This window comes from Georgenia daeguensis (assembly GCF_039537705.1).
Classification (GTDB): domain Bacteria; phylum Actinomycetota; class Actinomycetes; order Actinomycetales; family Actinomycetaceae; genus Georgenia; species Georgenia daeguensis.
Window position 1 is genome coordinate 1 of record NZ_BAABBA010000015.1, and the last position, 24348, is coordinate 24348.

22 protein-coding genes, 1 tRNA gene and 1 riboswitch are annotated in these 24348 nt (G+C 73.5%); of the genes, 10 read left to right on the plus strand and 13 right to left on the minus strand.

Features of this window, described 5'->3' with window-relative positions; translation table 11 throughout:
* Positions 1 to 229 precede the first annotated feature (229 nt).
* Positions 230 to 1615: an MBL fold metallo-hydrolase RNA specificity domain-containing protein gene (locus tag ABD774_RS14335; protein ID WP_345042494.1), complete on the minus strand. Its 1386-nt coding sequence runs from the start codon at positions 1613 to 1615 to the stop codon at positions 230 to 232.
* A 100-nt stretch (positions 1616 to 1715) separates the two neighbouring features.
* Positions 1716 to 1804: transfer RNA gene (locus tag ABD774_RS14340), tRNA-Ser, on the minus strand.
* A 180-nt stretch (positions 1805 to 1984) separates the two neighbouring features.
* Here ABD774_RS14340 and ABD774_RS14345 point away from each other — a divergent pair.
* Entirely contained in the window at positions 1985 to 2560 is a 576-nt protein-coding gene (locus ABD774_RS14345; RefSeq protein ID WP_345042496.1) for a protoglobin domain-containing protein, read from the plus strand.
* A 33-nt stretch (positions 2561 to 2593) separates the two neighbouring features.
* On the opposite strand, the gene ABD774_RS14350 is transcribed toward ABD774_RS14345, so the two are convergent.
* A complete protein-coding gene (locus ABD774_RS14350) occupies positions 2594 to 3751 on the minus strand; it encodes an NAD(P)/FAD-dependent oxidoreductase (protein WP_345042498.1) in 1158 nt (385 codons plus the stop codon).
* A gap of 25 nt (positions 3752 to 3776) precedes the next feature.
* A complete protein-coding gene (locus tag ABD774_RS14355) occupies positions 3777 to 4226 on the minus strand; it encodes a beta/alpha barrel domain-containing protein (RefSeq protein ID WP_345042501.1) in 450 nt (149 codons plus the stop codon).
* A 260-nt stretch (positions 4227 to 4486) separates the two neighbouring features.
* Between ABD774_RS14355 and ABD774_RS14360 the strand changes: the two genes are divergently transcribed.
* Positions 4487 to 5302 (plus strand): Sir2 family NAD-dependent protein deacetylase, encoded by an 816-nt coding sequence (locus tag ABD774_RS14360; RefSeq protein WP_486327323.1) that lies wholly within the window; start codon positions 4487 to 4489, stop codon positions 5300 to 5302.
* 10 nt (positions 5303 to 5312) lie between these two features.
* Here ABD774_RS14360 and ABD774_RS14365 read toward each other — a convergent pair whose 3' ends face one another.
* From ABD774_RS14365 to tadA, 3 genes are read right to left on the minus strand one after another with little or no spacing between them, the layout of a single operon-like run.
* Positions 5313 to 6506, minus strand: a complete 1194-nt coding sequence (locus ABD774_RS14365) for a cytochrome P450 (RefSeq protein ID WP_486327322.1) — start codon at positions 6504 to 6506, stop codon at positions 5313 to 5315.
* 47 nt (positions 6507 to 6553) lie between these two features.
* Entirely contained in the window at positions 6554 to 6820 is a 267-nt protein-coding gene (locus ABD774_RS14370) for an acylphosphatase (RefSeq protein ID WP_345042506.1), read from the minus strand.
* Between the two features lie 58 nt (positions 6821 to 6878).
* Entirely contained in the window at positions 6879 to 7367 is a 489-nt protein-coding gene (gene tadA, locus ABD774_RS14375; protein WP_425554561.1) for a tRNA adenosine(34) deaminase TadA, read from the minus strand.
* Positions 7368 to 7426: 59 nt separating this feature from the next.
* Between tadA and upp the strand changes: the two genes are divergently transcribed.
* Positions 7427 to 8065 carry a uracil phosphoribosyltransferase gene (gene upp, locus ABD774_RS14380; protein WP_345042508.1) on the plus strand — a complete coding sequence of 213 codons (639 nt, stop codon included), beginning with the start codon at positions 7427 to 7429 and terminating at the stop codon, positions 8063 to 8065.
* Positions 8066 to 8078: 13 nt separating this feature from the next.
* Here upp and ABD774_RS14385 read toward each other — a convergent pair whose 3' ends face one another.
* Complete coding sequence (locus ABD774_RS14385) at positions 8079 to 8789, minus strand: trimeric intracellular cation channel family protein (RefSeq protein ID WP_345042511.1); 711 nt, start codon at positions 8787 to 8789, stop codon at positions 8079 to 8081.
* 63 nt (positions 8790 to 8852) lie between these two features.
* Entirely contained in the window at positions 8853 to 10178 is a 1326-nt protein-coding gene (locus ABD774_RS14390) for an O-succinylhomoserine sulfhydrylase (RefSeq protein ID WP_345042513.1), read from the minus strand.
* A gap of 8 nt (positions 10179 to 10186) precedes the next feature.
* A riboswitch (SAM riboswitch) is annotated at positions 10187 to 10283 on the minus strand.
* Positions 10284 to 10434: 151 nt separating this feature from the next.
* Here ABD774_RS14390 and ABD774_RS14395 point away from each other — a divergent pair.
* Positions 10435 to 11442 carry an alpha/beta hydrolase gene (locus tag ABD774_RS14395; RefSeq protein ID WP_345042516.1) on the plus strand — a complete coding sequence of 336 codons (1008 nt, stop codon included), beginning with the start codon at positions 10435 to 10437 and terminating at the stop codon, positions 11440 to 11442.
* An 11-nt stretch (positions 11443 to 11453) separates the two neighbouring features.
* Here the strand turns inward: ABD774_RS14395 and ABD774_RS14400 are convergent, their stop codons facing one another.
* The 3 genes from ABD774_RS14400 to ABD774_RS14410 form a co-directional block, all read right to left on the minus strand.
* Positions 11454 to 13157, minus strand: a complete 1704-nt coding sequence (locus ABD774_RS14400; protein ID WP_486327324.1) for an MFS transporter — start codon at positions 13155 to 13157, stop codon at positions 11454 to 11456.
* A 38-nt stretch (positions 13158 to 13195) separates the two neighbouring features.
* Positions 13196 to 13699: a MarR family winged helix-turn-helix transcriptional regulator gene (locus ABD774_RS14405; RefSeq protein WP_345042521.1), complete on the minus strand. Its 504-nt coding sequence runs from the start codon at positions 13697 to 13699 to the stop codon at positions 13196 to 13198.
* A 223-nt stretch (positions 13700 to 13922) separates the two neighbouring features.
* The gene (locus ABD774_RS14410; protein ID WP_345042523.1) at positions 13923 to 14441 is read right to left on the minus strand and encodes a DinB family protein; all 519 of its coding nucleotides are present in this window, start codon (positions 14439 to 14441) and stop codon (positions 13923 to 13925) included.
* 63 nt (positions 14442 to 14504) lie between these two features.
* Here ABD774_RS14410 and moeB point away from each other — a divergent pair, with 63 nt between their 5' ends.
* From moeB to mobA, 4 genes are read left to right on the plus strand one after another with little or no spacing between them, the layout of a single operon-like run.
* Positions 14505 to 15728, plus strand: coding sequence for a molybdopterin-synthase adenylyltransferase MoeB (gene moeB / locus ABD774_RS14415; protein ID WP_345042526.1), 1224 nt, complete (start codon positions 14505 to 14507; stop codon positions 15726 to 15728).
* 21 nt (positions 15729 to 15749) lie between these two features.
* Complete coding sequence (locus tag ABD774_RS14420; protein ID WP_345042528.1) at positions 15750 to 17033, plus strand: molybdopterin molybdotransferase MoeA; 1284 nt, start codon at positions 15750 to 15752, stop codon at positions 17031 to 17033.
* Between the two features lie 5 nt (positions 17034 to 17038).
* Positions 17039 to 17509: a cyclic pyranopterin monophosphate synthase MoaC gene (gene moaC, locus ABD774_RS14425; protein WP_345042746.1), complete on the plus strand. Its 471-nt coding sequence runs from the start codon at positions 17039 to 17041 to the stop codon at positions 17507 to 17509.
* A gap of 4 nt (positions 17510 to 17513) precedes the next feature.
* Positions 17514 to 18089 carry a molybdenum cofactor guanylyltransferase gene (gene mobA / locus ABD774_RS14430; RefSeq protein WP_345042531.1) on the plus strand — a complete coding sequence of 192 codons (576 nt, stop codon included), beginning with the start codon at positions 17514 to 17516 and terminating at the stop codon, positions 18087 to 18089.
* A 33-nt stretch (positions 18090 to 18122) separates the two neighbouring features.
* On the opposite strand, the gene ABD774_RS14435 is transcribed toward mobA, so the two are convergent.
* The gene (locus ABD774_RS14435; RefSeq protein ID WP_425554565.1) at positions 18123 to 18599 is read right to left on the minus strand and encodes a MogA/MoaB family molybdenum cofactor biosynthesis protein; all 477 of its coding nucleotides are present in this window, start codon (positions 18597 to 18599) and stop codon (positions 18123 to 18125) included.
* 665 nt (positions 18600 to 19264) lie between these two features.
* Between ABD774_RS14435 and ABD774_RS14440 the strand changes: the two genes are divergently transcribed.
* Both ABD774_RS14440 and ABD774_RS14445 read left to right on the plus strand, forming a co-directional pair.
* Entirely contained in the window at positions 19265 to 20500 is a 1236-nt protein-coding gene (locus tag ABD774_RS14440) for an MFS transporter (protein WP_345042536.1), read from the plus strand.
* A gap of 58 nt (positions 20501 to 20558) precedes the next feature.
* Complete coding sequence (locus tag ABD774_RS14445; protein ID WP_345042538.1) at positions 20559 to 24338, plus strand: nitrate reductase subunit alpha; 3780 nt, start codon at positions 20559 to 20561, stop codon at positions 24336 to 24338.
* Positions 24339 to 24348 lie beyond the last annotated feature (10 nt).

Consider the following 24348-nt stretch of genomic DNA (forward strand, 5'->3'; position numbering starts at 1 on the left):
CACCCCCTCCGGGCACACCTACCGGCGCGAACCCAACGGCACCGTCACCCTCATCGCCGTCCACCACCCCCACCACGCCCAGCCCGAACCCCTCCACGACGAGAACGACGACCCACCACCCTTCTGAGTGCGGCCGGGCCGGCGAAGAGCCACCCGGACACCGTCCGAGCCGCAGGAACGTCAACCCGTCGCGGTAAGGCCGACGTTCAGCCGGCGGTGAGACTCACGTTCACCCCACTCGGACCCGCTCGCCGCGGCGCGGGACCACGACCGTCCAGTCAAGCTCGTCACGCACCCGCTGGGCCAGCGCCTCCGAGGCTTCCGGCTCTCCGTGCACGACGTACAACGTCTCCGGCGCCTCCGGCAGGGACCTGAGCCACTGCATCAGCTCGTCGGCGTCCGCGTGAACGGAGAACTCCTCGTCCTGGACGATCTCCGCCCGGACCGGCAGGTACCGACCGTGCATCTTGATCTCGTGCGCGCCGTCGATCAGCGCTCGGCCACGAGTGCCGGCCGCCTGGTAACCCGTGAGCACGACGGCGTTACGCCGGTCGGGAAGCAAGTGCCGCAGGTGGTGCACCACTCTCCCCCCGGTCGCCATGCCGGAGGCCGAGATGATGACGCAGGGCGTTCGCGGGTTGTTCAGGCGCATGGACTCCTCAGGGGTACGGGCTGCCTCCAGGTGCGGGAGGTGGACGAGCTCGGGGACGACGCCATCCCGCAGCTCGGACCGCATCTCCGGCATCCGGTAGACGTCGAGGGCCGCGAGCGCCATCGGGCTGTCGACGAACACCGGGACCTTGGGGATCCGCCCGTCCCGCATCAGCTCGGAGAGCACCAGCAGGACCAGCTCCGTGCGGTCCACCGCGAACGCCGGGATCAGCACCGAACCGCCGCGCCCCACCGTGCGGCGGACGACGTCCGCGAGGGCCTCGTGGGACTGACCCTCGGGCTCCTGATGGGCACGGTCGCCGTAGGTGGACTCCACGACGACGGTCGCAGCAGCCGGCGGCACCGCGCGCGGCCGGAGCAACGGGTGCGACGGCCGCCCGAGGTCACCGGAGAAGAGCGCCTCCGCGCCACCCATGCGCACGCTCACGCTCGCTGAACCCAGCACGTGACCGGCCCGCGTCAGTCGTACGCCCACGTCGCCGGCCAGCTCGGCGTCGTCGTCGAAGCGGAGCGTACGGAACTGCCGGATAGCCTGCTCTGCGTCCGCCACCGTGTAGAGCGGCAACGGCGGGTCGTGCCGCGAGTACCCGTCGCGACGGGCGTCCTCGGCGTCCCGCTCCTGCAGGAGCGCGCTGTCGCGGAGGACGATCTCGGTGAGTGCCTGAGTGCCCTCGCTCATCCAGATCGGGCCGTCGTAGCCCTGACGCACCAGCGCGGGCAGGTACCCGCAGTGGTCCAGGTGGCAGTGAGTGAGCATCACGTGTGCGAGGCCGGCCGGGTCGAGGTCCGGCGCCTCCCAGTTCTGGCGCCGCCACCGGCGCTCCCCCTGGAACAGCCCGCAGTCCACGAGCACCCGGGTGCCCTCGTGCTCGAGAAGGAACTTGCTGCCGGTGACCGTCTCGGTACCGCCGAGGAAGGTGAGGGTCGTGTGCCCGCCGCTCATGCCTTCACGGTGGGCCGCCGACCGCCCCTCGGCAAGAGCGGAAGGTCCCGATCACAATCGCAGGAATGACGAAGGGCCCCGGATCCCGGGGCCCTTCGGCTGGCGGTAGCGGTGGGATTTGAACCCACGGAGGCTGTTAACCTCACACGCTTTCGAGGCGTGCTCCTTAGGCCGCTCGGACACGCTACCTCGCCGGACGATGCTACCGGTCGGCGTCGTCACCGCCCAAACCGGCCGGAGTGCGACCCGTCACCCCGAGGCCGTCCGCGCTCCCGACCACCCGCCCTCCGCTCGCCCCCGGCCGGTCTTCCGTCGCCCACCCACCCGGCGTACCGTCCGACTCAAGGACGTCCTGCTCAAGGAGGAGACATGACGACCATCTCGGGTTACGACTACGAGACCGCCACCGCATCGCCGGTGTCCGTCGAGGAGCTCAACCTCCTCAAGGCGAGCGTGCTGTTCGGCCCCGAGGACGAGGCTGCGCTGCGCAAGGCCGGGGAGGTCCTCGCCGACCAGGTCGAGGACGTGCTCGACGTCTGGTACGGCTTCGTCGGGCGCCACCACCACCTGCTCGCGCAGTTCTCCGGGCCCGACGGCGAGCCGATCAGCAGGTACCTCACCGCGGTCCGAGGGCGGTTCGGGCAGTGGATCCGCGACACCTGTGAGCGCCCGTGGGACGAGCAGTGGCTCGCGTACCAGCACGAGATCGGGCTGCGGCACACGCCGTACAAGAAGAACCGCACCGACCGCGTGGAGTCGACGACGCATGTGCCGCTGCGCTACCTCATCGCCCTGATCTACCCGATCACGGCGACGGTGCGGCCGTTCCTGGAGAGCTCCGGACGTCCGGCCGAGGAGATCGACGCGATGCACGAGGCCTGGCGCAAGGCCGTGATCCTCCAGGTGGCGCTCTGGACCCGGCCGTACGCGCCCGGTCCCTGGTAAGTCGGTAGGCGGCGGGCCGCCTCGCCCCGCCGCTCAGCGCCCGAGCAAGTGCTCCCGCAGCTCCGCCCCGCCGGCGAAGCGCTCCAGCGAGAAGGACGCGACGTCGTCGTCCGGGGTCGCGCCCTCGGCCAGGTCGGCCAGCACGATCCCCATGAGGGCGGAGAACTTGAACCCCTCGCCGGAGTCGCCGCACGCCACGACGACGCCGCCGGGAAGCCGGTCGATCACGAACCGGCCGTCGGGCGACATCGTCCACGAGCACACCTGCGCGTCCAGCGCGCGCGGCGTCAGCGACGTCAGGTCCCGCTGCACGCGCTCGACGATCAGGCCCGTCAGCGTCTGGTCCGGCGTCCGGTCCTCGTCCCCGGGCAGCAGGTCGCGCACGGACCGGTCGAGACCGAGCTTGTAACCGACGCCGGGCGTGGGCATCGAGTACATCCCCGGCTCGTCCGCGCCGCCGCCAGCACCGGGCCGAGGCCCGTCGAACAGGCACGGCAGCTGGTCCGCCGCACCAGGCTCCGCCGGATCGCCCACGTGCACCACCTGCTCCAGCCGCGGCCGCAGCGCCAGCTCGACGCCGAGCGTGGCCAGCAGCGGCTGTGCGCCGGGCCCCGGCGCGAGGACGACGACGTCGCCCGAGAAGGTCCTCCCGTCGGCACAGACCACCTCGGCGCCGTGCGGGGTCGTGCGCACCTCCCGCACCTCAGCACCGGTCTCGACGACGCCCCCGCCCGCCTCGAGCAGCGCCGCCTGGGCCCGCATCGACGCCGCGGCCAGGACGGGTCCGGCGTCGTCCTGCCAGACCGCCCCTCGACCGTCGGGACGCAGCCCCGGGAAGTACCGTGCGACGTCGTCGGGCGCCACGACATCGTGCGGCACGCCCTCCGCCTCGAGCGCCGAGACCACGCCGGGCAGGCTGAGGTCGTCGCGCCAGAGCAGCCCACGCCGCAGGAACACCTCCGTCCCGGAGCGGCTCGCCAGCCGCTCCATCGCCTCGACGCTGCGTCGCGCGAGGCGCACGCGCACCGCATCCGGGTGCGTCAGCCGCCACAGGCGGGTCGGACCCGAGGACGAGGAGAGCGCGTTCGCGATCCCGTACCGGTCCAGCAGCACCACGTCGTGCCCCCGGCCGACCAGCTCCGCCGCCGCGGGCAGGCCCCACGCCCCCGCTCCCACCACGATGCACCGCATGCGGGCGAGGGTAGTCGCTGAACGTTCAGAAGCCCTGGGTCAGCTCTCGCCAGGACCGCAGCAGGGGGCGGAGGTCCTCGTCGAGCAGGCGGACCGCCTCGCCCTCGACCCGCTCGGCGTCGTCCTCGTCGAAGTCGTCGGCCGTCACGATCGAGTGCACCAGCTCGCGCACCTGGTTCTCGCGCGCCAGGTAGACCTGCGGCTGCCTCGCCGGGTCGGCGCTGAACCGGACGAACGCCCACCAGCCGTCGGGGAACACGGTCGGGGGACGGCGCGCGTACGCCCACGGCACCAGCCAGCCGGCCGAGTCGGTGACCGTCACCCGGATCCGCCGGTGCTCCCCCGCCTCGTTGAGGATCTCGATGAGGTCCTCGTCCTCGGCCATCCAGGTCACGTCCACACCGGCGAGGTAGGAGGTCACGACGTCACGTCCGCGTGCGTAGAGGTCCTCCGGCGCCTTGCGCTCCGTGTCCATGACAGGACGGTAAATCTCCGCGGGGTGGCGCACCAGCGCGCGCGCCGACGCGGGCCGCGCGGGTTGCCGGGCCGACGTAGCCTGGGCAGGTGGGCGAGCCCGAGGATCCCGTCCGCCTGCCGCGGCACGGCCACCACAGCGTGGCCGAGCTGTTCCCGCAGACCCACGCCCGGACGGCGCCGCGCCTGGTCATCAAGCCCGCCCCCGTCGCGCCGCCCGCGGCCGGCCAGGTCCCGGACCCGGACGACGTCGGAGCCGCCCTGGCACCCGTGGTCGAGGTTCTCGCCGGACGCCGGGTCGCGGCACTGACCGGCGCGGGTATGTCCACCGACTCGGGCATCCCCGACTACCGCTCCCCCGGGTCGCCGCCGCGCCACCCGATGACGCACCAGCAGTTCGTCTCCTCGCCCGCCTTCCGCCGGCACTACTGGGCGCGCAACCACCTGGGCTGGCGCCACCTCCTCGCGGCCCGCCCGAACGCCGGCCACGCCGCGCTGGCGAGCATGGAGCACGCCGGCGTCGTCACCGGGCTCGTCACGCAGAACATCGACCTGCTGCACCTGCGCGCGGGCTCCCGCCGACTCGTCCACCTGCACGGCCGTTACGACCGCGTGGTGTGCCTGAGCTGCGCGACGGTCGTTCCCCGGGCCGAGCACGACGCCGCGCTGGTGGCCCTGAACCCGCACTGGCGCGAACGCTTCCAGCACGTGGCCGACCTCGAGATCGCCCCGGACGCCGACGTCATCCTCGACTCCACCGCCGACTTCCGGGTCGCGGACTGCCCTCGCTGCGGCGGCATCCTGAAGCCCGACGTCGTGTTCTTCGGCGACAACACGCCCCGCGCACGGGTCGAGGAGGCGTACTCGATCGTGGACGACGCCGAGGCGCTGCTCGTCGCGGGCTCCTCCCTCGCCGTCATGAGCGGCCTGCGGTTCGTCCGCCGCGCGCACAAGGCGGGCAAGCCGGTCGCCGTGGTCAACCGGGGTCCGACGCGGGGGGACGACCTGGCCACGGTCCGCGTGCACGTGGGCACCAGCGAGGCGTTGCCCGTGCTGGCGCGAGAGCTCGGGGCCTAGCGCGACGGCGTCAGCGGATGCGGAGCGGCAGGCGCGAGAACCCGCTGCCCGGGTACTGCGCGCGCACCGGGCGGGCGCCCTCGGCCGGCTCGATCGCCGTCGTCCCGGCGAACAGCTCCTCCAGCACCAGGCGCAGCTCCAGGCGGGCGAGCGGGGCCCCCGGGCAGTAGTGGATCCCGGTGCCGTACAGCAGGTTCTGCGCCGGGTCGCGGTCGAGACGGAACTCGTCGGGGTTGCCGAAGACACGCTCGTCGCGGTTGGCCGAGGCCCACAGCACCATCACCCTCTCGCCGGCGGGGATCTCCTGGCCGCCGAGGGTGACGGCCCGCGTGGTGCGGCGCCGGTTCGCGATCAGCGGAGCGTTGATGCGCAGGATCTCGTCACTCGCACGCTCGAGGTCCGCCGGCTGCTCGCGGAGCTGCTGCTGGACGTGGGGGTGGGTGGCGAGGAACTCCGCCATGATGCCGACGCTGGCCGCGATGGTCCCCAGCTCGCCGACCGTCCAGTTGCGGACGATCGAGACGATCTCCTCGTCGGTGAGCGGCCGGCCGCCGACCGTCTCGCGCAGCAGCGCGGTCGTGGTGTCGGCGGGGGCGTCAGTGCCGGCGGCCCGACGCTCGTCGAGCTGCTCGCGGATGTACCCGTCGAACTCCAGCGCGACGGCGGACATCGCCTCGCGGTCCATGGCGAGGGTGGCCTCGTGGTTCTTCCTGGTCCACTGCCGCAGCGGATCGTGCAGCCGGTCGGGCCAGCCCATGAAAGCGCACTGGACACGGTTGGCGAAGGGCTCGGCCAGGTCGGACATGATCTCGACGTCATTCTCGCGGGGCAGGGCCGCGACAAGCTCCCGCGTGATCTGCCGGCAGACCGGCTCGAAGGCCGCCATGCGCTCCGGGGTGTAGTACCGGTCGACGATCTGCCGGTACCTCGTGTGCTCGGGCGGGTCCATCCCGTTGGGCACAGAGGCGTGGTGCGACACCACGTTGGAGTAGGTCTCGTGGTCCTCCAGGATCCCCACCACGTCCTCGTGCCGGAAGGCGGTCCAGTTCCCGTACGGGCTGTGGGCGACCGGGCATCTCGCGCGCATCTCGTCGTAGGCGGCGACCTGGTCGGACAGCACCTCAGGGGATCGCGGGTCCCACTCGGTGCGCTGCGTCTTCTTCACGAGCACTTCCTCCCCCGGCACGACCGGCGCTGCGTCCATCGTTTTTCACGGAACGCTCCGATATTACGCCCGTCATTCTCCCGGCATCAGTAGCTCACGAAGCCGCCCAGCCCCTCGGGCTCCTCCTCGTGCACCTCGACCCGGGCGACGTCGGCGTGCCGCGGTCCCTGCCGGCACCACTCGAGCAACGAGTCGACGGCGGAACGGTCGCCCTCTGCGACGACCTCGACCGTGCCGTCGTCCTTGTTGCGCACCCAGCCGCTCACCCCGAGACGTTCCGCGACCGCCTCGCAGGAGTAGCGGTACCCCACGCCCTGCACCCGGCCGTGGACGACGATGCGACGGCGGACCATGGGGCCAGTCTGGCGCGGGCACCGAGCCACGGCCACCGCGAGAGCGGCGGCTGCACGGTCAGCGGCGCTCGCCGAAGAACTCCCGCAGCAACCGGGCGCTCTCCTCCCCGCGCAGCCCGGCGACCACCTCGACCCGGTGGTTCAGGCGGGAGTCGCGCACGACGTCGCGCACGGACCCCGTCGCGCCGGCCTTGGGGTCCCAGGCACCGAGGACCACCCGCTCCACCCTCGCCAGCACGATCGCGCCCGCGCACATCGTGCACGGCTCGAGCGTGACCACCAGCGTGCAGCCCTCCAGCCGCCACGTCCCCAGGGCGGCGGCCGCCTCCCGCAGGGCGAGGATCTCGGCGTGGGCGGTGGGGTCGCCGTCGGCCTCACGCCGGTTCCGGCCCCGCCCGACGACGGAGCCGTCGGGCGCGAGGACGACGGCACCGACCGGGACGTCGCCGTCGCCGACCGCCTCGCGTGCCAGCTCCAGGGCGAGCCGCATCGCGTCGTCGAGCACCGCGTCGGTCGGCGGCGCGGCACCCGGGCCCGTGGCGGTCATGGGAGCCATGATGGCGCACGCCGTGCGGCGGGCCGGGCGACGGACGGTACGTTGGGCGCATGCGCCTGCACGTCGCGGACCACCCGCTGATCGCCCACAAGCTGACCGTCCTGCGCGACGAGACCACAGAGTCCCCGACGTTCCGGCTCCTCGTGGACGAGCTCGTCACCCTCCTGGCCTACGAGGCCACGCGCGACGTCCGGGTGACCCAGATCCAGGTGACCACCCCGGTGGCGACGACGACGGGCACGCACCTCGCCTCGCCGCGCCCGATCGTGGTGCCGATCCTGCGGGCGGGCCTGGGCATGCTCGAGGGCATGACGCGGCTGCTCCCGACGGCGGAGGTGGGCTTCCTCGGGCTGCAGCGCGACGAGAAGACCTACGAGGCGATCACCTACGCCAACCGCCTGCCCGACGACCTCTCGGGCCGCCAGTGCTTCGTGCTCGACCCGATGCTCGCCACCGGTCACACGCTCGTCGCGGCCATCGACTACCTCCTGGAGAAGGGCGCGCGGGACGTCACCGCCATCTGCCTGCTCGCGGCCCCGGAGGGCCTGCGCACGCTCGACGAGGCGATCGGTGAGCGCGGCGACGTCACCATCGTCACGGCCGCCGTCGACGAGCGGCTCAACGAGCACAAGTACATCGTCCCCGGCCTCGGCGACGCGGGCGACCGCCTCTACGGCGTCGTCGACTGACGCCGGGGTCGCCTCAGCCGGGCTCCCGCGGCAGGTGCCGCCGCCACCAGCGCTGCAGCCGGCTCGGGACGGGCAGCCGGACCGCCTCCGCGTCGGGGAGGACCCAGCGGCGCCAGTGCGCCAGGATGCTCACGCCGGCGCCCACCACGATCGCGGCGACCATCCCCGCCGTCTCGTACCCCCAGGAGTACAGGGCGGTCATCGCCAGGCAGGCGAACACGGCCGACGTCGCGTAGAGGGTGTTGCCGCCGAAGATGGACGGCACCTGCCCGACGACGACGTCGCGGATCATGCCGCCGCCGACGGCGGTGGTCACCCCGAGGAGGACCGCCGGGAGCGCACCGAGGCCGGCCGCGAGCGCCTTGGCCGTCCCGGTGGCGGCCCAGCAGCCCAGCACGACGCCGTCGGCCAGCAGGAACGTCCGGTTCCACCACCGCCCGCCCAGCGGGACGAAGAAGGCGACGACGGCGCCCGCCAGGGCGGTGCCGAGGTAGTACGGGTCCGTCAGGGCCACCGGCGGGCCCGCCTGCAGGAGGGTGTCGCGCAGCATGCCGCCGCCGAGCGCGGACACGATCGCGAGGATCGCGAAGCCCACGAGGTCGAAGCGGCGCTGACGCGCGATGGTCCCGCCCAGCACCCCGTTGAGGAGCACGCCGGTGAGGTCGATCGCGCGGAAGACGTCCGGCAGGAGGTCTCCGAGCTGTTCCGTCACGTCCGCGGCCACACCAGATCCTTGCGCCCGCCCCGGCGGCGGGCAACGGGAACCCGGCGCGCCGCCTCAGCCGCCTCAGCCGGCGACGGCCGGCACCCGCCCCTGCGCGCCCCGCACGCCACGGAAGACAGCGAGCGCCGCGTCCAGGTCCTCCCGGAGGTCCTCGACGTCCTCGAGCCCCACGGAGAACCGCACGGTGGTCGGGAGGATGCCGAGCGCGTCGCGGGTGCCCGGGTCGACCCGGCGGTGCGTCGTCGTCGCCGGGTGCGTGACCATCGACTTCGCGTCGCCGAGGTTGTTGGAGATGTCCACCACGCGCAGGGCGTCGAGGAAGGCGAACGTGCGCTCGACGTCGGCTCGGGCGGCCGGGTCCGCGCTGGCGAGCCCGGAGCCGTCGAGGGTGAACGTGACGACCGTCCCGCCCCCGCTCATCTGCGCCCGCGCGAGGTCGTGCTGCGGGTGGGAGGCGAGGAACGGGTAGCGCACCGAGGCCACGCCCGGCTGCTCCTGGAGCCACCGCGCCAGCTCCAGCGCCGTGGCGGTCTGCGCGCGCACCCGCAGCGGCAGCGTCTCCAGCCCCTTGGCGAGCACCCACGCGTTGAACGGCGCGAGGTTGGGGCCGGTGCTGCGGATCAGGGACTGCACGGGCCCGCGCACCAGCTCGCGCGCGCCGAGGATCGCGCCGCCCATGACCCGGCCCTGGCCGTCGATGTGCTTGGTCGCGGAGTAGACGACGACATCGGCGCCGAGCTCGAGCGGCCGCTGCAGCACCGGGGTGGCGAAGACGTTGTCCACGACGACCGTCGCGCCGGCGGCGTGGGCGAGGCGGGCGATCGCGGGCAGGTCGAGGACGTCCTGCATCGGGTTGGACGGCGACTCGAGGAAAACGACGTCGGCGGGGGTGGCGAGCGCCGCGGCCCACTGGTCGAGGTCGGTGCCGGTGACGTAGTCGGTCCGCACGCCCCACCGCGCCAGGACGTCGTCGAAGACGCACAGGGTGGAGCCGAACAGCTCCCGGGCCGCCACGATGCGCGAGCCGCTGCTCACCAGCGCCGCGAGGGCGGTGAAGACGGCTGACATGCCGGTCGACGTCGCGTAGCAGTCCTCGGCCCCCTCGATGAGGGCGAGCCGCTCCTCGAAGGTGGTGACGGTGGGGTTGGTGTAGCGCGAGTAGGTGTAGCGCTCGATCTCCTCGGCGAACGCCGCCTCGGCCTCGGCGGCGCGGTCGTAGACGAAGCCCTGGGTGAGGTAGAGCGCCTCGGAGGTCTCCTGGAACGCGCTGCGGTACTGCCCGCCGCGCACCGCGAGGGTGCCGGGGCGCAGGCCCGCGGGGTCGACCGCGGGCCGCGGCAGGTCCGGCGGACAGAAAGGCTCGGACGGACAGGCAGGCAGGTCGGACATGTCGCGCTCCTCCATCGGTCCTGGCGGAAGCACCCTTCCCCACACGCAGGTGGGAGGTTGCTGCAGCGTCGTCGAGCCAGATCTCTCGGCTGCTCTGGATGGTGTCCGGCGATCGTACGGTGCGGCCCGGGCGGGGCGGGGTCGCGCCCGGCCCAAGGCCGCATGCTGAGACCGGGCCCTGGCCGCGTCCACCTGCCGGACCGGTCCGCGCGGCCGCGGCTGACCGCACCGGCGGTCCTGCTGACATGATCGGGCCATGAGCTACGACGCCCAGCCCGCAGCCGCGCCCCCGCCCGTCGACGACGACCTGCTGGGTCCGCCGTGGGTGGCGCGCACGATCCCGCTCGGCGACCGTCTCGACGGCGGGGAGGAGCCCGGCGCCCCGGACGTCGCGACGCTCGTCCACCAGAGGGACGCCGGCTCCGCGACCCGAGCTGTGCTCTACCTGCCCGGGTTCGTCGACTACTTCTTCCAGGCCGAGCACGCCCAGGCGTGGATCGACGCCGGCTACGACTTCTACGGCCTGGACATGCGCCGCTCCGGCCGCTCCACGAACGGGCACCCGCGCCCGGACGACATCCGTGACCTGCGCGTGCAGGACGAGGAGATCGGCAAGGCCCTCGCGATCATCCGGGAGGGCGGCCCGCGCCCCGTGGTCCTCCTCGGGCACTCGACCGGCGGCCTGCAGGCAGTGCTCTGGGCGGCCGACCACCCCGGAAGCGTGGACGCCGTCGTCCTCAACTCCCCGTGGCTGGACCTCAACTCCGGCTGGTTCACCCGGGTCCCGGTCACCGAGATCGTCGACAAGCTCGGGGCCTGGCTGCCGAGCCTCCCGGTGGGCTCGCTCAGCCAGGCCTACGGCAGGTACCTGCACACCGGCACCGGCGGTGACTGGGAGTACGACCTGTCGCTGAAGCCCCACGAGGGCTTCCCCGCCCGCGCCGGGTTCGTCCGCACGGTCCGCCGCGCCCAGGCCGAGATCGGCCGAGGGCTCGAGGTCTCGGTGCCCGTGCTCCTGTGCTGCTCCACGCGGTCCGGGGACAGCAAGCACCCCGGGCCGGCGGACCTGTCGACCTCCGACGTGGTCCTCGACGTGCGCCAGATGATCAGCCGGGCGCCCATGATCGGGGAGGACGTCACGATCCTCCAGGTGCCGGGCGGCATCCACGACCTCGCGCTCTCCCCCCAGCCGGGCCGGGAGTACTACACCCGCAGCGCGATCGAGTGGGCGGACGCCCGTCTGGGCGTCGACGGCGGAGCCTGACCCTACGGATCTCAGCGACCGACCTGCTCCAGGTCCGGCGACGCCGGCCCGGTTCCGCCGTCGTCCGCGGTGCGTCCCGTCTCGCCGCTCCGGTCGACCATGGCTGTGGTGGCGGGCGTGACGTCCCCGGGTGCCGCCGTCGTCCCGGGGCCGGCGTCGGCCTCGATGACCTCGCGCGCGGCGGCGGGGACCTCCCAGGTGGAGCGCAGCTCGGTGCCACGCATGAAGGCGACGGCGACCAGGCCCACCGCCGCGATCAGCGCCGCCCCGGCGAAGACCATGCCGATGCCGTCGCCGTACGCCTCGCGAACCACCTCGGCCATGTCCGCCGGCAGCGCGGAGAGGTCGAGGGAGGAGGTGGAGGAGTCGAGCTCGGTCACGTCGATGCCGCGCTCCGCGTACCCGGCGAGGGTCAGCGAGGTGACCCGGGCGGCGTAGACCGCGCCGAGCACCTGGATGCCGACCGCGCCGCCGAGGCTGCGGAAGAACGTCACGGTCGAGGTGGCGGCGCCGACGTTGCCGACGTCCACGGTGTTCTGCACCGCCAGCACCAGGTTCTGCATGGACGCGCCGAGGCCGAGCCCGGCGAGGAGCAGGTACAGGCTCACCGCCCACAGCGGGGTGGTCGCGCCGACGGTGGCCATGAGCCCCATGCCTGCAGCCAGGAGCGCCACGCCGCCGACGACGTAGGGCTTCCACCGCCCGCTCCGCGTGACCAGGTTCCCGGACACCGTGGAGGAGATCAGCAGGCCACCCATGAGCGGCAGGCCCAGCCAGCCGGCGATCGTCGGGCTGTACCCGCGGCCGATCTGGAAGTACTGGCCCAGGAAGATCATCGTCCCGAACATCGCGGTGCCGACGGCGAGGCTCGCCACGACCGCCAGCGCCGTGGTCCGCTCGGTGAGGATGTGCAGCGGCACCACCGGCTCGCTGACGCGCCGCTCGACCAGGACGAACGCCAGCGCGGCGACCACGGCGCCGGTGAGCATCGCCGCCGTCTGCCAGGACATCCAGGCGAACTCGTGGTTGGCGAACGAGACCCAGATGAGCAGCAGCGTGGCGGACAGGGAGATGAGGGCCGCGCCGGCCCAGTCGACCTTCGCACCCGGACGGCCGCGGCCGGGCACGTGGAGGTTCTTCCAGAGCACGGCGAACGCGGCCGCCACGAAGGGGATCGCCACCCAGAAGCACCAGCGCCAGCCGAGCCACGGGAGGTCCACGATGAGGCCGCCGACGAGGGGCCCGGACACGGTCGCCAGGGCGATGACGGCGCCCATGTAGCCGTTGTACCGGCCGCGCTGCCGCGGCGGGATGATCGTGGCGATGATGATCTGGGTGAGCACCATGTTGGCGCCCATCCCGATGCCCTGGATCACCCGGACGGCGATGAGCATGCCCGCGGAGGTCGACATGCCGGCCACCAGCGAGCCGAGCGCGAAGAGCGCGAGCGAGCCGAGCAGCAGCTTCTTCTTGTCGAAGAGGTCGGCCAGCTTCCCGGCGATCGGGGTGATCGCCGTCGAGGCGAGGATCGTCGAGGTGACGATCCAGGTGTACTGCTGCTGGGTCCCCCCGATCTCGCCGACGATCACCGGAAGCGCGTTGCCCACGATGGTGCCGGAGAGGTTGGCGACGAACATCCCGAGCAGCAGGCCGGTGAGCACCTTGAGGATCTGCCGGTGCTCCTCGTGCGCGAGCGCCGCCTGCTCCGACGTCATGCCGGCGTAGGCCCGGCGGGAGGTCAGGTCCTTCTTCTTCACGCGTGATCCTTGGCTTCGGTGTCGGCCGGCGCGGTGCCGGAGAGCTTGGCGTAGACGACGGCGGAGGCGTCCGTGAGGTCCGCGAGGTCGTCGGCGAGGCGGCTGATCCGCTCGACCGGCCAGTCCTCCATGGAGCCGACGACCGCCTCGAGGTGCAGGCGGCGCACCTCGCGGAGCTTCTCGCGCCCCGCCTCCGTGAGGGAGACGAGCGAGGCGCGGCCGTCGTCCGGGTCCGACCGTCGGGCGACCAGGCCCAGCTTCTCCAGGGCCGCCACCTGGCGGCTGACCACCGAAGGATCGACCAGCTGGTGCGTGGCGAGCCCCGCGACGCGGCACTCCTGGGACCGGTGCAGCGCGAAGAGCAGCTGGACCTGGGCGCCCTGGAGCCCGCAGGCCTGCGCCACGAGCGCGGCGGAGGTGCGGCTGCGGCGGATCAAGGAGGTGAGCGCCTCGAGGACGCGCTCGGAGGCCTCGGGCCGCGCGAGGGAGGAATCGGACATGTCCCCCACGGTACATCTACATGCACCATGCATCTATCTAGTGGGCTGGTGTTGTCGGTCACCGGCGCGCTCGGCGGCTCGGCGGCTCGCTCGCGTGAGTCGTGTCAGCCCCGCACGGCCGAGGGACCTGGCCCGTGAGGACCTACATCTGCGTCGAGAACCGACTTCCCGACGTCGGTCCTCGGCTCGTTCTGCGGTCCTCAGAAAGGAGTCGCGTGCGCCGTCAGCCGCGCACGTCGTGCAGGTGGTGCAGCACGTCGTGGACGAAGTACTGGGCGAGCGTGCGCACGGTGAACGCCGACCCGTTGGACCGCAGCCCCGGACGCTCCCACGCGCTCTGGGGGACCGCCTCGAACGCGTCCGCGACGGCGGTGCCCGCGCCGGCGAGCTCCTCCGCGACCACCGCGGGGTCCTGGTCCCGGTACCGGCCGGCGACGGCCGCGGCGTCCTGGTCCCAGTCGGCGAAGGTGGGACCGTCCTCCGCGAGCATGAGCGCCAGGCGGGCCCGGAACACGCCGAAGACGTCGCGCACGTGCGCGGCGTACTCGAGCGGCGACCACGTGCCCTCGTCGGGCCGCTCCGCGACGCCGGGGCGCCGGAGCACCGCCTGCCAGCGCGGGACCGCCGCCCGCACCAGGGCGGCCACGGTGGCGGGCGTCTCCCCCGCGACCTCCGCGCCGCACTGCTCGCAGCGCCGCTGCAGCACCCAGGTCCAGTCCTTGGTGTCCGGCTCGATCGCCATAGCGCCTCCCGAGGGCGTCGGTCGTGGGACCGACGGTCCCGGCACGGACCCTACAGTGGGGCCATGCGCACGTCCGCCCTCGTGGAGCCGGGGCCACCGCTGACCCGGGAGCAGGTCCAGCGGTACTCGCGGCACCTGCTGCTCGGCCAGCTCGGCGACGCCGGCCAGCGCCGGCTGCTCGCCGCCCGGGTGCTCGTGATGGGCGCCGGCGGCCTCGGCTCGCCGGTGCTGCAGTACCTCGCCGCCGCCGGGGTCGGGCACCTGACCGTGGTCGACGACGACGTCGTGGACGCCTCCAACCTCCAGCGTCAGGTCATCCACTCCACGGCCGACGTGGGCCGGCCCAAGGTCGAGTCCGCGGCCGAGCACATCGGGGCGCTCAACCCGGACGTCGAGGTCACCGGTCGGCACGTCCGCCTGGACGCCGCCAATGCCCGCGACCTCCTCGCCGGGCACGACCTCGTCATCGACGGCACGGACAACTTCCCCACCCGCTACCTCGTCAACGACGTCTGCGCCGAGCTCGGGATCCCGCTCGTCTGGGGGTCGATCCTGCGCTTCGACGCCCAGGTCTCCGTCTTCTGGTCCCGGCCCGACGGCGAGACCCCCGGGGTGACGCTCCGCGACCTCTTCCCCACCCCGCCCCCGGAGGGCACGACGCCCTCGTGCGGCCAGGCCGGCGTGCTCGGCGCGATGTGCGGCCAGGTGGGGTCGATCATGGCGGCCGAGGCCGTCAAGCTGATCACCGGCGCCGGCGAGCCGCTGCTGGGCCGGGTGCTCGTGCTCGACGTGCTCGGCGCCCGCTGGAGCGAGCTGCCGGTGCGCCCACGTCCGGGCACGCCCGCCCCGCCGACCACGCCCGAGGAGCTGGGGTACGACCCGGCGCCGGGGACGGCTCCGGGCGGGCCTACCGACGGCGGAGGCGCGCCGCTGCCGGCCATCTCGGTCCGGGCCCTGGCCGAGCGGCTGGGCGCCCGCGCGCGCGGCGCGGACGACTTCATCCTCCTCGACGTCCGCGAGGTGCCCGAGCGCGGCATCGTGACGATCCCGGGGGCGGTGAGCGTGCCGCTCGCGGAGGTCCTCGCCGACCCGGAGGGCGTGGTGCACCGCCTCGACCTGGGCCGCCCGGGCGGCGTGGCCCGTGAGCTGCTCGTGCACTGCCGCAGCGGGCAGCGCTCGGCGCAGGCCGTCCACGCGCTGTCCGATGCCGGCGCGCGCGCCGTGAACGTCGAGGGCGGCGTCCTGGCCTGGGTCGCGGACGTGGACCCGACGCTGCCCACGTACTGACCAGAACGAAGGAGAAGCAGGATGATCACCGTCGAGGAGCACCGCGACGCGGTCCTGGCCGCCGTCCCGCGCCTCCCCGCGCGCGACGTCCCGCTCGCCGACGCGCTCGGCTGCGTCCTGGCCGAGGACGTCATCGCCGACCTTGCGGTCCCACCCTTCGACAACTCGGCGATGGACGGCTACGCGGTGCGTGCCGCCGACGTCGCCGCGGCCTCGCGGGAGTCGCCGGTGCGGCTGCGGGTCGTCGCCGACCTGCCCGCCGGGTCGGGCGACCGCCCCGAGGTGCACCCGGGCACCGCGGTGCGGATCATGACCGGCGCCCCCGTGCCGCCCGGCGCGGACGCCGTGGTCCCGGTCGAGCAGACGGACCAGCGGGCCGGGCCCGGCTCGGGCAGCGCCCTGCCCGAGGTCGTGGAGATCCGCTCCCCCGCCGTACCCGGCGCCCACGTCCGCCGGGCCGGTGACGACGTCACCCCGGGCGCCGTCGTCGTCCCGGCCAGGATCGAGCTGCGCCCGCGCGACCTCTCGACCGCCGCGTCCACCGGGCACGGCACCCTCCCCGTCCAGCCCCGCGTGCGGCTGGGCGTCCTCTCCACCGGGACCGAGCTGGTGCCCCCGGGCGCGCCGCTGGCCCACGGGCAGATCCCGGACTCCAACTCCGTCCTGGTCGCGGCGCTGGCGGAGACGCTCGGCGCGACCGCCGTCCCGCTGGAGACTGTCGACGACGACCCGGCCACCCTGCGCCGTCGCCTCCAGGAGTCCCTGGGCCGGGTCGACGCGATCGTCACCACCGGAGGCGTCAGCGCCGGCGCCTACGACGTGGTCAAGGAGGTCCTCGCCCCGCTCGGCGAGGTGGCCTTCACCGCCGTCGCGATGCAGCCGGGCAAGCCCCAGGGCTTCGGGGTGCTGGACGACGACGGCCGCGGGGTGCCGATCTTCTGCCTGCCCGGCAACCCGGTCAGCGTCTTCGTCAGCTTCGTCGTCTTCGTCGAGCCGGCGCTGCGGGTCATGGCCGGGCGGGGGACGACGGCGGAGCCGCAGACGCTCCAGCCCCTCCTGGTCGAGGCGACGGTGGCCGCGGGCTGGCGCTGCCCGGCCGGAAGGCGCCAGTACATGCCCGTCGTCCTCGACGACCGCACCGACGACGACGGCACGCTCGTCCTGCTCGCGCGTCCCGCCTCCGCGGGCGGCTCGGGCTCCCACCTCGTGGCCTCGCTGGCGGAGGCGGACGGCCTGGCGATCGTCGAGTCCGACGTCGAGGCCGTCGCGGAGGGGGACGTCGTGACCGTCATGATGGTGCCGTGAGCGAGATCCGCCTGACCCACCTGGACGACGCCGGGCACGCCCGGATGGTCGACGTCACCGGCAAGCAGCCGACCGTGCGGGAGGCCGTCGCGCGCGGCGAGGTTCGCTGCAGCGAGACGGTGATGACCGCGCTGCGCGAGGGCACCGTCCCCAAGGGGGACGTGCTCGCCGTCGCGCGCATCGCCGGGATCGCGGCCGCCAAGCGCACGCCCGAGCTGCTGCCGCTGGCCCACACCATCGGCGTCCACGGCGCCGTGGTGGACCTCGAGCTCGCCGAGGACCGGGTGGTCATCACCGCGACCGTGCGCACCGCCGACCGCACCGGCGTGGAGATGGAGGCGCTCACTGCGGTCTCCGTCGCCGCCCTGGCCGTGGTGGACATGGTCAAGGGCGTGGACCGCTCGGCCGAGATCACCGGCGTGAAGGTGATCGCCAAGTCCGGCGGCCGCTCCGGTGACTGGCGCCGGCCGGACTGACGCCGTGACCTTCGACGCCGTCGTGCTGGCCGGCGGCACCGGGCGCCGGCTCGGCGGCGCGTCCAAGCCGGACGTGCTGCTCGCGGGCCGTCGCCTGCTCGACCACGCGCTCGCGGCGACCGCGGGGGCCGGCCGGGTGGTCGTCGTCGCCCCGGAGGACGTCCAGGTGCCGCCCGGCGTCGTGCGCACCCTCGAGGACCCGCCGCTCGGCGGGCCGGTCGCCGGGGTCTCCGCGGGACTGACGGCGCTGGACGCGGCGCCGGGCCCGTCGGCACCGCTGCTGCTCGTGCTGGCGTGCGACGTCCCGCGCGCGGCCAGCGCCGTGCCGCGGCTGCTGCGGGCCGCGATCGAGGCACGGGGCGACGGCGCGGCCCTGACCGACGCCGGCGGTCGCCCGCAGTGGCTCACCGCGGTCTACCGCACCGCCGCCCTGCGCGCGCGGCTGCGGGCGCTGCCGCCCGCCGGGGCCTCGGTGCGCGAGCTGGTGTCCGGCCTGGACCTCGCCGCGGTCGCCGCCGCGGACGAGGAGGCCGCCGACGTCGACACCTGGCAGGACCTCGCCGCGCTCGAGGAGGGCTGACCCCCAGCCCGACAGGTCGGCGGGGCGGAGCGGTCACACCGGCAGGGCGCGCCCATGGTCGCCGCCGGCGAGCTGGTCGAGCACGTGCGGGAGCAGCGGGCCGAGCACCGCCAGCGCGTCGCGGACCGCACCCGGCGAGCCGGGCGCGTTGACCACCAGTGCCTCCCCGTCCCGGCCCGCGGCGATGCCGGCGAGGCCGCGGGAGAGGACGGCGGCCGGCACGGCGACGGCGCCGCGGGCGCGGATCGCCTCGGCGAGGCCGGGCAGCTCGCGGGCGAGCAGGTCACGGGTGCCCTCCGGGGTGAGGTCGCGCGGCGAGATCCCCGTCCCGCCGGTCGTCAGCACCACGCGCGCTCCGTCCGCGAGCGCGGCCCGCAGCGCGCCGCGCACGGACTCGACCCCGTCGGGCACCACGACGACGTCCGCGCGCACCCCCGCGCCGGCCAGCAGCTCCACGGCCAGCGGGCCGGAGACGTCCTCCGCGTCGCCACGGGCGCACCGGTCCGACACGGTGACGACCGCTCCGGCGACGAACGCCCTCCCGGCGGGCGCGACGTTCTCGGCGACGGCGCCGTGCCGACCGGGCGGATGGGAGTGGCTCACCACGTCACCGTAGCGCCGACCGCCGACCGGTCCGTGACGCTCGAGCCAGCTCGAACGGGCGACAGACGGCACGCACCGGGCGGAGGAGGGCGCGCACTCCCCCGATGAGAGAGCATTCAATACTTTGATGTCGAGATTCCGCCTCGCGCGAGAAGCCGTCGGGCACGGTCCGAGAAAACAGCACGGGCGAATCGTCGCGAGCACGAGCGGAACGGCGATGATCGCCGACAATGTGCCGGCCCTGACGCGGTCGGCCGCGGCGCGGCAAAGCGGCCGACGGCGTCCCGAGGTCGGCAGCAGCCACCCTAGGACCTAGGTCCTACCTCGGTGACCTGCGGTGATATCGACTCGCCGAGCCCGGAAGCCTCTCGGTCGGGACGCCACGATCGTGCCAATACCGTGAAAACCGGAAATCCGCACGCTGGTGCGGAATGATTTAGGTCAGCCCCCTCTTGCCTATTTTCCCGACATTCCCGACGCCTTTCTCCGGCACTGTTGCAGACGGTTCCTTCCGTGCATAATCGGCCGCACCGGGCCCTGCCCAGGGCACCAGTCGAGCTGGGAGTCGCCGCATGACGTCGCAACAGCCGGACGACCGCACCGCACCCGCATCGGCGCGCGCGGGGGGCGGCCCGCAGAACCGCATGCTCCTCCTGGCGACGATCGGCTTCCTCGTCAACTTCTGGGCCTGGGCGCTCATCGGCCCGCTCGGTGCCACCTACGGGGAGGACCTCTCGCTCAGCGCCTTCCAGGTCTCGGTCATCGTTGCGGTGCCGGTCATCGTCGGCTCGCTCGGTCGCATCCCGGTCGGCGCCCTGACCGACCGCTTCGGAGCCCGGGTGATGTTCCCGGCGGTGAGCCTCCTGACGATCGTCCCGGTGCTGTTCACCGGCCTGGTGGCCTCCAGCTTCGCCATGCTGATCCTGGGCGGGTTCTTCCTCGGGCTGGGCGGCACCGCGTTCGCGATCGGCGTGCCGTTCGTCAACCGCTGGTTCGCCCCGGAGAACCGCGGGACCGCGCTCGGCATCTTCGGGATGGGAACCGCGGGAACCGCCGTCGCCTCCTTCACCACGGTCGGCATCGCGGAGGCCTTCGGCCGTCCCGCACCGTTCGTCCTCGTCGCGGTGCTGCTCGCGCTCTACGCAGTCCTGGCGCGCGCCCTCGTGCGGGACGCGCCCGGCCTGACCCCTCCCACGGGCTCCCTGCTGGCCCGCACCATGGCCACTCTGAAGGTGCGCGCCACGGTGCAGCTCGCCCTCATCTACGCGCTGGGCTTCGGCGGCTTCGTCGCCTTCAGCGTGTATCTGCCCGCCTACCTGGTCAACGCCTACGGCCTCGACCGCGCCGACGCCGCCCTGCGCACCGCCGGGTTCGTGGTGCTCGCCGTCCTCGCCCGGCCGGTCGGCGGCTGGCTCTCGGACCGGTTCCACCCGATCCCGGTCCTGGTCGTCAACTTCGTCGTGACCGCCGCGATGGCCGTCCTCGCCGCCCTCGAGCTCGAGCTGCTGCCCGCCGGCACGGTGGCGTTCCTGACCATGGCGATCATGCTCGGCTCGGCCTCCGGAGCGTGCTTCGCGCTCGTGGCCCGGCTCGCCCCGGCCGACAAGGTCGGCTCCGTCACCGGCATCGTCGGCGCCGCCGGCGGTCTGGGCGGGTTCTTCCCCCCGCTGGTCATGGGCGCCTTCTACACCCAGACCGGGAGCTACTTCTTCGGCCTGATGCTGCTCGCCCTCACGGCCCTCGCCGTCGCCGCGTTCTGCTGGTGGCCCGTCCGCCGCGCCGCGGCGGCCCGGCCGGCCGCCGCCTGACAGCACCGCCACGACCCTGCCCGACCAGCTCGCACCGCCCTCCACGGAAGGACCCGCCATGACGGCCACCCGGCCCGACGGAACGCCCGCCACCCGCGAGAGCTCGCCGGAGGACACCCTGCTCCGGCTGGGCACCTTCCTCCGCCGGGGCACGGCCTCGCCGGACCTGCGCCAGCTCTTCCTCACCGGCGGCCGCGAGGGCGACGCGTTCTACCGCGACCGGTGGTCGCACGACAAGGTGGTCCGCTCCACCCACGGGGTCAACTGCACCGGCTCGTGCTCGTGGAAGGTCTACGTCAAGGACGGGATCATCACCTGGGAGACCCAGCAGACCGACTACCCCTCCACCGGCCCGCACTCCCCGGAGTACGAGCCCCGCGGCTGCCCGCGCGGCGCGGCGTTCTCCTGGTACACCTACTCCCCCACCCGCATCCGCTACCCCTACGTGCGGGCCACGCTGCTCAACCTCTACCGCGAGGCGAAGGCCCGCCTCGGCGACCCGGTCGAGGCCTGGGCCGACGTCGTCGAGGACCCCGAGCGGGCCCGGCAGTACAAGGCGGCCCGCGGCAAGGGCGGCCTGGTGCGCACCACCTGGGAGGAGACCGAGGAGCTCATCGCGGCGGCCCACGTCTACACCACGCAGCAGTACGGGCCGGACCGGCTGGCGGGCTTCACGCCCATCCCGGCGATGTCGCAGGTCTCCTACGGCGCGGGCGCCCGGTTCTACTCCCTCATGGGCGGCCACATGCTGTCCTTCTACGACTGGTACGCGGACCTGCCGGTCGCCTCCCCGCAGGTCTTCGGCGACCAGACCGACGTCCCGGAGTCGGCCGACTGGTTCAACGCCGGCTACCTGATCATGTGGGGCTCGAACATCCCGGTCACCCGCACCCCGGACGCGCACTTCATGACCGAGGCCCGCTACCACGGGCAGAAGGTCGTCGCGATCTCGCCCGACTACGCCGACAACACGAAGTTCGCCGACGAGTGGCTCTCCGTCCACCCCGGCACGGACGGCGCCCTGGCGATGGCCATGGGCCACGTGATCCTCTCCGAGTTCCACGTCCGCGACCGCACCCCGCGCTTCCTCGAGTACATGAAGCGCTACACCGACTCTCCGTTCCTGGTGGGCCTGGAGGAGCGCGACGGCGCGTACGTGCCCGGCAAGTTCCTCACCGCCGCCGACCTCGCCGACGACCCGCAGCACGGCCACCTCGCCCGCGGCGAGAACCCGGCCTTCCGCACCGTCCTCCTGGACGACGCCGGCACCCCGGTGGTCCCCAACGGCACCCTGGGCGACCGGTTCGGGCCCGAGGGCGCCGGGCGGTGGAACCTCGACCTCGGCGAGACGGACCCGGTCCTGACCCTGGCGGACCTGGCCGGCTCCGAGGCGGTCGCGGTGGACCTGCCCCGCTTCGACGTCCCCCCGACCGCGGACGACGGCGAGGCGGGCGCGCACACCGGCGGCTCCGGCGTCGTCCGCCGCGGCGTCCCGGCCCGCCGGGTGGGCGGCCACCTCGTCACCACCGTCTACGACCTCCTGCTCGCCCGCTACGGCGTGGCCCGGGAGGGCCTGCCGGGCAGCTGGCCGGCCGGCTACGAGGACGCCACCGCACCCGGCACCCCGGCGTGGCAGGAGGAGCTCACCGGCGTCCCGGCCGCGGCGGCCATCCGCATCGGGCGGGAGTTCGCGCACAACGCCGTCGTCTCGGGCGGCCGGTCGATGATCATCATGGGCGCGGGCGTGAACCACTACTTCCACGCCGACACCATCTACCGGGCCATGCTCGCGCTGACCACGATGACCGGGTGCCAGGGCGTCAACGGCGGCGGCTGGGCGCACTACGTGGGCCAGGAGAAGGTCCGGCCCATCACCGGCTTCCAGCAGTACGCCTTCGCTCTGGACTGGCAGCGCCCCGCCCGGCAGATGACGGCGACGTCGTTCTGGTACCTGGCCACGGACCAGTGGCGCTACGACGGGCTGCCGGCCGACACCCTCGCCTCGCCGCTCGCCCGCGGCGACTTCGCCGGCCGGACGACGGCGGACACGCTCGTCGAGGCGGTCAAGCGGGGCTGGACGCCGAGCTTCCCGACGTTCAACCGCAACCCGCTGCTCATCACGCAGGAGGCGGCGCAGGCGGGCAAGGAGGTTCCGCAGCACATCGTCGACGAGCTCGGTGCCGGGAGGCTGCGCTACGCCGTCGAGGACCCGGACGCCCCCGAGAACTTCCCCCGGGTGCTCACCGTGTGGCGCTCGAACCTCCTCGGCTCCTCCGCCAAGGGGAACGAGTACTTCCTCAAGCACCTGCTCGGCACGGAGGCCTCGGTCCGCGCGCCGGAGTCCCCGCCCGGGCGGCGGCCGCGCGACATGGTCTGGCGGGAGGAGGCCCCGGAGGGCAAGCTCGACCTGCTGACGACCATCGACTTCCGGATGACGTCGACGACGCTGTTCTCCGACGTCGTCCTGCCGGCCGCCACCTGGTACGAGAAGTACGACCTGTCCAGCACGGACATGCACCCCTTCGTGCACGCCTTCACCCCGGCGATCGACCCGCCGTGGCAGACCCGGTCGGACTTCACGATCTTCCAGGGCCTGGCCAGGCGGGTCGCCGAGCTCAGCGCCGGCCACCTCGGGGTCCACCGCGACGTCGTCGCCGCGCCGCTCGCCCACGACACCCCGGACGAGCTGGCCACCCCGCACGGCGCCGTGGCGGCGATGGACCAGCTGCCGCCCACGCCCGGGGTCACGATGCCCAAGCTGGTCGTGATCGAGCGGGACTACCCGAACCTGGCGGCGAAGTTCGACGCCCTCGGACCGCTGCCCGACACGCTGGGCATGATCACCAAGGGCGTGAAGTTCGACCCCACCGAGGAGGTCCAGGCTCTCGGCGAGCGGAACGGCCGGGCACGCTCCGGCGTCGCCGGCGGCCGACCGCTGCTGGACAAGGACACCAAGGCCTGCGAGATGATCCTGGCCTTCTCCGGCACCACGAACGGCCGGCTGGCCACCCAGGGCTTCGAGTTCCTCGAGAAGCGCACCGGCACCGAGCTTGCGGACCTCTCCCGCGACCACGCCGGCACCCGCATCACCTTCGCGGACACCCAGCACCAGCCGCAGCCGGTGGTGACGTCGCCGGAGTGGTCCGGCTCGGAGCACGGCGGGCGACGGTACTCGGCCTTCGTGGTCAACGTCGAGCGGCTCAAGCCCTGGCACACCCTCACCGGGCGCCAGCACTTCTACCTCGACCACGACTGGATGAGCGAGCTCGGTGAGAACCTGCCGGTCTTCCGGCCCCCGCTGGACATGCACCGCCTCTTCGGCGACGCGATCCCCGGGGACACCTCCCCCACCGGCGCGCCGGGCTCCCAGGGCCACGCGGAGGTCGCCGTGCGCTACCTGACCCCGCACTCGAAGTGGTCCATCCACTCCGAGTACCAGGACAACCTCTTCATGCTCTCGCTCTCCCGCGGCGGCCCGAACATCTGGATGTCCGTCGAGGACGCCGCGAAGATCGGCGTGCGGGACAACGAGTGGATCGAGGCCTACAACCGCAACGGCGTGGTGGTGGCCCGGGCGGTGGTCTCGCACCGCATGCCGGAGGGCACGGTGTACATGCATCACGCCACCGACCGGGTCATCGACGTCCCCGTCGCCGAGACCTCCGGGAACCGCGGCGGCATCCACAACTCCCTGACCCGGGTGCTGCTCAAGCCGAGCCACCTCGTGGGCGGCTACGCGCAGCTGTCCTACGCGTTCAACTACATCGGCCCGACGGGCAACCAGCGTGACGAGGTCACCGTCATCCGCCGCCGCAGCCAGGAGGTGCAGTACCGATGACCGAACGGCG

Excerpts from the sequence above, each read along its gene's own strand:
- ABD774_RS14335 (WP_345042494.1), bottom strand. The coding sequence starts at position 1,615 with ATGAGCGGCGGGCACACGACCCTCACCTTCCTCGGCGGTACCGAGACG.
- ABD774_RS14345 (WP_345042496.1), top strand. The coding sequence starts at position 1,985 with ATGACGACCATCTCGGGTTACGACTACGAGACCGCCACCGCATCGCCG.
- ABD774_RS14350 (WP_345042498.1), bottom strand. The coding sequence starts at position 3,751 with ATGCGGTGCATCGTGGTGGGAGCGGGGGCGTGGGGCCTGCCCGCGGCG.
- ABD774_RS14355 (WP_345042501.1), bottom strand. The coding sequence starts at position 4,226 with ATGGACACGGAGCGCAAGGCGCCGGAGGACCTCTACGCACGCGGACGT.
- ABD774_RS14365 (WP_486327322.1), bottom strand. The coding sequence starts at position 6,506 with ATGGACGCAGCGCCGGTCGTGCCGGGGGAGGAAGTGCTCGTGAAGAAG.
- ABD774_RS14370 (WP_345042506.1), bottom strand. The coding sequence starts at position 6,820 with ATGGTCCGCCGTCGCATCGTCGTCCACGGCCGGGTGCAGGGCGTGGGG.
- tadA (WP_425554561.1), bottom strand. The coding sequence starts at position 7,367 with ATGACCGCCACGGGCCCGGGTGCCGCGCCGCCGACCGACGCGGTGCTC.
- upp (WP_345042508.1), top strand. The coding sequence starts at position 7,427 with ATGCGCCTGCACGTCGCGGACCACCCGCTGATCGCCCACAAGCTGACC.
- ABD774_RS14390 (WP_345042513.1), bottom strand. The coding sequence starts at position 10,178 with ATGTCCGACCTGCCTGCCTGTCCGTCCGAGCCTTTCTGTCCGCCGGAC.
- ABD774_RS14395 (WP_345042516.1), top strand. The coding sequence starts at position 10,435 with ATGAGCTACGACGCCCAGCCCGCAGCCGCGCCCCCGCCCGTCGACGAC.
- ABD774_RS14400 (WP_486327324.1), bottom strand. The coding sequence starts at position 13,157 with ATGACGTCGGAGCAGGCGGCGCTCGCGCACGAGGAGCACCGGCAGATC.
- ABD774_RS14405 (WP_345042521.1), bottom strand. The coding sequence starts at position 13,699 with ATGTCCGATTCCTCCCTCGCGCGGCCCGAGGCCTCCGAGCGCGTCCTC.
- ABD774_RS14410 (WP_345042523.1), bottom strand. The coding sequence starts at position 14,441 with ATGGCGATCGAGCCGGACACCAAGGACTGGACCTGGGTGCTGCAGCGG.
- moeB (WP_345042526.1), top strand. The coding sequence starts at position 14,505 with ATGCGCACGTCCGCCCTCGTGGAGCCGGGGCCACCGCTGACCCGGGAG.
- ABD774_RS14420 (WP_345042528.1), top strand. The coding sequence starts at position 15,750 with ATGATCACCGTCGAGGAGCACCGCGACGCGGTCCTGGCCGCCGTCCCG.
- ABD774_RS14440 (WP_345042536.1), top strand. The coding sequence starts at position 19,265 with ATGACGTCGCAACAGCCGGACGACCGCACCGCACCCGCATCGGCGCGC.
- ABD774_RS14445 (WP_345042538.1), top strand. The coding sequence starts at position 20,559 with ATGACGGCCACCCGGCCCGACGGAACGCCCGCCACCCGCGAGAGCTCG.